Raw genomic sequence first — 4,797 nt, forward strand, 5'->3', positions numbered from 1 at the left:
GACCGGCCACTGCCCCACCTGCCGACAACCCACCCCGTGGCAGTCCTACGACACCGCCTAACAAAGCACTACTAGGCGGTGCCCGCCGGTCCGCGCGGCGCTGACCGGCCGACGACCGTACCGGCGCGGTCGATGCACACCACGTCGACCGCGACCGGCGCGCCCCTCAGCACCTCCAGCGCCTGGTCGCGGGCGGCGGCGGCGACCAGATCCCCGAGCGGCACCCCGGCGGAGGCGCACAACTGCAGGGCGGCCAACCCCGTGTTGGCGACCGCGATCTCCCCGGCGAGCGCCTCGTCGGCGCCGCCCGTACGGGCCAGCTCGGCGAGGAACCCCTTGTCCACCTGCGACCGCGCCGAATGCAGATCCATGTGCCCCACCGCAAGCTTCGACAGCTTCGCGAAACCACCGCAGACGGTCAGCCGGTCCACGGGATGACGGCGTACGTACTTCAGCACCGCGCCCGCGAAGTCACCCATGTCCAGCAGGGCGATCTCCGGAAGGTCGTACAGCGTCCGCACGGTCCGCTCCGACGTCGAGCCCGTGCACCCGGCGACATGCGTGAGCCCGGCCGCCCGCGCCACATCGACCCCCCGGCGGATGGAGTCGATCCACGCCGAGCAGGAGTACGGCACGACGATGCCGGTCGTGCCGAGGATCGACAGCCCGCCGAGGATGCCGATCCGCGGGTTCCACGTGGACCGGGCGATCTCCTCGCCGTGGTCGACGGAGACCGTGATCTCGACGTCACCGCTGCCACCGTGCCGTTCGGCGACCCGCGCGATGTGGTCCCGCATCATCTGCCGGGGCACGGGATTGACCGCGGGCTCGCCCACCTCCAGCGGAAGCCCGGGCAGGGTCACCGTGCCGACGCCGGGCCCGGCACGGAACACCACCCCCTGCCCGGCGGGCAGGGGCCGTACCGTCGCCCGGATCAGCGCCCCATGCGTCACGTCCGGATCGTCACCGGCGTCCTTGACCACACCAGCCATCGCGCGGCCCTCGGCCAGCTCTTCCACGGCCAGCGCGAACGCCGGCGTCTGCCCCTTCGGCAGCGTGATCGTCACCGGGTCCGGGAAGTCACCGGTGAGCAGCGCGGTGTACGCGGCGGTCGTCGCCGCCGTCGCACAGGCACCGGTGGTCCAGCCCGGCCGCAACCCGGTGTGCTTGAGTTGGGCGCTGCGCCCGCCGGTGGTGGCCGCCCCGCCGCCCGTCGTCCCGTCGCCCGTCGTCATGAAGGAACTCCGATGCGTGTCCCGATGCGTGTCCCCATGCATGTACTGATCCTCGGAGGCACGACCGAGGCCCGCGCCCTGGCCGGTCTGCTGCACGGGCAGGGCGGGCAGAGCGGCGCCGTCCGCGTCACCAGTTCGCTCGCGGGCCGGGTCGCCGCGCCGAAGCTGCCGCCGGGCGAGGTCCGCATCGGCGGCTTCGGAGGCGCGGAGGGCCTGACCGGGTGGCTGCGCGCGCACCAGGTGGACGCGGTCATCGACGCCACGCATCCTTTCGCCGGAACGATCAGTTTCTCCGCGGCGTACGCGGCGGAGAAGGCCCATGTTCCCCTGCTGGCCCTGCGCCGCCCCGGGTGGGCCCCCGTGGCGGGCGACGACTGGCACCCGGCCGGGTCCCTGGAGGAGGCAGCCTCGCTGGTGGACGCCCTCGGCGAGCGGGTGTTCCTGACGACGGGCCGTATGGGACTCTCCGCGTTCGCCGCCTGCACGTCATGGTTCCTCGTCCGCAGCGTGGACGCCCCCGAACCGCCCGCTCCGGCCCGGATGGAGGTCCTCCTCGACCGCGGCCCCTTCACGCTGGAGGGCGAGCGGGACATCCTGCGCCGGCACGCCGTCGACGTCCTGGTCACGAAGGACAGCGGCGGCGAGGCGACGGCCCCCAAGCTCCGCGCGGCACGGGAGGCGTCCCTGCCGGTGGTGATCGTCCGCCGCCCGCCCGTACCGGAGGGGGTGCCGGTGGCGTCGACGCCGCCGGAAGCGGCGGCCTGGGTAGCGAACCTGGCGGCGTAACCCCTTGGTGTGACCCCGGGATTCGGCCACGGGAGCGCGGGGCGCGGAACGTACCGACTACCCTCAGGGGCATGTACGGCTACGACCAGAACCAGGGTGCCCAGCAGCAGTACACCCAGCCCCCGCAGCAGCCGATGCAGGGCGGGTACGGGCAGCAGCCGCCGCTGTACCCCGAGCCGTCGCCGCCTTCGCTCGCCGACGCCGTGCGCGCCTTCACCACCGGGTCCCTGGCCGCCGAGGACTTCCAGCAGATCTTCGCGACCTCCAAGGTCTACTGCCCGCGCGGCGACAACCCCGGGTTCCTCGCGCTGCACAACACCCAGCACCCGGTGATCCCGATGTTCACCACGCTCAAGGAGCTGCGCCGGTACGCGGGCAAGGAGTCCAAGTACTTCGTGATCACCGGCGCCGAGGTGATCGACCTGCTCCCGACCGGGTACGGCTTCGTCCTCGACATGGAGGGCGACCACCGGATGGTCTTCGACGCGAAGGCCGTGGAGCAGATGGTGGACTTCGCCATGCGCCGTATGTACGGCTGATCGGCCTGTACGGCTGATCAGCCCTTCCCCAGCCCGAGCCCGGCCCTGCGGCCGGGCTCTTCGCGTTACGGAATGGAAGGAGCCGTCGCCGCGTTCAGGTGGCAGGAAGTTCGACATTCAACTAATCTGGGTGTCGAAGGATGGAGGTCCTGACATGCCTGCCGTAACCGCCGAGAACCCGCTGACCCTGCCGCGTGTCTCCGCGCCCGCCGACGCGACCGCGCGCCCGGTCCTCGCCGTGACCACGGCGCCGGCCGGCTTCGAAGGGGTACCTGATCGACGGAACCTTCGTCCACCAGGACAGCAACGGCGGCGGCGGAACGATCCAGAACGGCGACACCCAGTGGATGACCGCCGGCTCCGGACTCCTCCACATCGAGGCCCCGCCGGAGTCGCTGGTGATGTCGGGCGGCCTCTTCCACGGCCTCCAGCTGTGGGTGAACCTCCCCGCGAGCGACAAGATGATGGACCCCCGCTACCAGGACATCCGCGGCGGCCAGGTCCAGCTCCTCACCTCGCCCGACGGCGGCGCCCTGATGCGGGTCATCGCCGGTGACCTCGACGGGCACGAAGGCCCCGGCATCACCCACACCCCCATCACGATGATCCACGCCACCCTGCGGCCCGGCGCCGAGGTCTCCCTGCCATGGCGCGAGGACTTCAATGGCCTCGCGTACGTCCTGGCCGGGCGCGGCACGGTCGGTACGGAGCGGCGCCCCGTCCACATGGGGCAGACGGCGGTCTTCGGCACCGGCGGCGCGCTGACCGTACGGGCCGACGAGAAGCAGGACGGGCACACGCCCGACCTGGAGGTCGTGCTCCTGGGCGGCCGCCCGATCAGGGAACCGATGGCGCACTACGGGCCGTTCGTGATGAACACCCGCGAAGAGCTCCAGAAGGCGTTCGAGGACTTCCAGAAGGGACGCCTGGGGACGATCCCGGCCACCGGCCGCACCGGCCTGGGCCACCGCGGCACCGGCCCGGCGGAGGACTGACGGCGGCGGGGGCGCGGGCGGGGGTACGGGCGGGGGTACGGGCTACGGCCCCGGGTACGGCGCGCTTCGGGACCTCGGCCCGGGCCCGGGCGCGCTTCTGACGCTCCGTCACTCGGATGGCGCGCCCCCACGGGCCGTCACCCCCCGGCCGTGATCGGCTGGCGGGGTGCCGACCTCGACCGCCCTCCTCCCCGAGCCCGTACGGCGGCTCGCCGCCTGGTGCGTCGTCGCGCTGCTCGTCGCCGGGGTCGCCGCCGTCGGGATCTGGCTCGTCATCACCTTCAAGACGGCCGTCACCCCTGTCCTGCTCGCGCTCCTCGGCACCGCGCTCCTCGGCCCCCTGCACCGGCGGCTCATCCGGATGCGGATGAACCGCTCGCTCGCCGCGGGGCTCACCTGCGTCGCCGTCGTCGTGGTCGTCGGCGGAGCCACGTACATCGTCGTCAGCGCCCTGCTCGAGACCGGCGACCAGATCCTCGCCTCGCTCCGGCAGGCCGCCGGCGACCTGACCAAGCACCTCGGCGCCGCCGGCACCTCGCTCGACGACCTGGCCAAGAACGCCAGGAACCTGCTGACCAAGTTCGGCGGGACGGCCGCGACCGGGGTGATCAGCGGGCTCAGCGTGGTCGGCGAGTGGATCGCCATCGCCGTACTCGCCCTGCTGCTGGTCTTCTTCTTCCTCCGCGACTCGGACAAGGCCACCGCCACCCTCACCTCGCTCACGCCCCGCTCCACCGCCGCCACCGTCGAGGCGATGGGCCGCCGCGCCTTCGAGGCCGTCGAGGGCTTCATGCGCGGCACGACCTTCATCGCCCTGATCGACGCGATCCTCATCACCATCGGACTGCTGATCCTGCGGGTGCCCGGCGCGGTGGGACTCGGCGCGCTCGTCTTCGTCGGCGCGTACATCCCGTACCTCGGCGCCTTCATCTCCGGCGCGGTCGCCATCCTCGTCGCCCTCGCCGACCGGGGGTTCGTCATCGCGCTCTGGGCGCTCGGCGTCGTCCTCGCCGTGCAGCTGATCGAGGGGAACGTCCTCCAGCCGGTGATCCAGAGCCGGACCGTGCAGATGCATCCGGCGGTGGTGATGCTGGCGATCACGGCCGGGGCGTCGGTGGCCGGGATCCTCGGCATGCTGCTGGCCGTACCGGTGACGGCCGCCGCGTTCGGGATCGTCGGCGAACTGCGCAGGCACTACGCGGACGACACCTGACGGACGACGAACGACCGATGACAGCTGAC

Annotated in this window: 4 protein-coding genes and 1 pseudogene; 4 read left to right on the plus strand and 1 reads right to left on the minus strand. The window is 72.3% G+C overall.

Features of this window, described 5'->3' with window-relative positions; genetic code table 11:
* Positions 1-71: 71 nt before the first annotated feature.
* Complete coding sequence (locus IEZ01_RS05500) at positions 72-1,235, minus strand: cobalt-precorrin-5B (C(1))-methyltransferase (RefSeq protein ID WP_189200238.1); 1,164 nt, start codon at positions 1,233-1,235, stop codon at positions 72-74.
* 36 nt (positions 1,236-1,271) lie between these two features.
* Here IEZ01_RS05500 and IEZ01_RS05505 point away from each other — a divergent pair, with 36 nt between their 5' ends.
* The 4 genes and pseudogenes from IEZ01_RS05505 to IEZ01_RS05520 all read left to right on the plus strand — a co-directional run bounded on the left by IEZ01_RS05505 (position 1,272) and on the right by IEZ01_RS05520 (position 4,768).
* On the plus strand, positions 1,272-2,021 hold the full coding sequence (locus tag IEZ01_RS05505; RefSeq protein WP_028797762.1) for a cobalt-precorrin-6A reductase: 750 nt from the start codon (positions 1,272-1,274) through the stop codon (positions 2,019-2,021).
* Positions 2,022-2,092: 71 nt separating this feature from the next.
* Positions 2,093-2,560 (plus strand): SseB family protein, encoded by a 468-nt coding sequence (locus IEZ01_RS05510; RefSeq protein ID WP_019888047.1) that lies wholly within the window; start codon positions 2,093-2,095, stop codon positions 2,558-2,560.
* 154 nt (positions 2,561-2,714) lie between these two features.
* Positions 2,715-3,555, plus strand: a pseudogene (locus IEZ01_RS05515) (pirin family protein).
* 166 nt (positions 3,556-3,721) lie between these two features.
* Positions 3,722-4,768: an AI-2E family transporter gene (locus IEZ01_RS05520; protein ID WP_019888045.1), complete on the plus strand. Its 1,047-nt coding sequence runs from the start codon at positions 3,722-3,724 to the stop codon at positions 4,766-4,768.
* Positions 4,769-4,797: the final 29 nt, after the last annotated feature.

Origin of the sequence: Streptomyces purpureus (assembly GCF_014648195.1) — a bacterium.
GTDB lineage: Bacteria > Actinomycetota > Actinomycetes > Streptomycetales > Streptomycetaceae > Streptomyces > Streptomyces purpureus.

Coding starts and splice junctions, on each gene's coding strand:
- IEZ01_RS05500 (WP_189200238.1), bottom strand. CDS start 1,235: ATGACGACGGGCGACGGGACGACGGGCGGCGGGGCGGCCACCACCGGC.
- IEZ01_RS05505 (WP_028797762.1), top strand. CDS start 1,272: ATGCATGTACTGATCCTCGGAGGCACGACCGAGGCCCGCGCCCTGGCC.
- IEZ01_RS05510 (WP_019888047.1), top strand. CDS start 2,093: ATGTACGGCTACGACCAGAACCAGGGTGCCCAGCAGCAGTACACCCAG.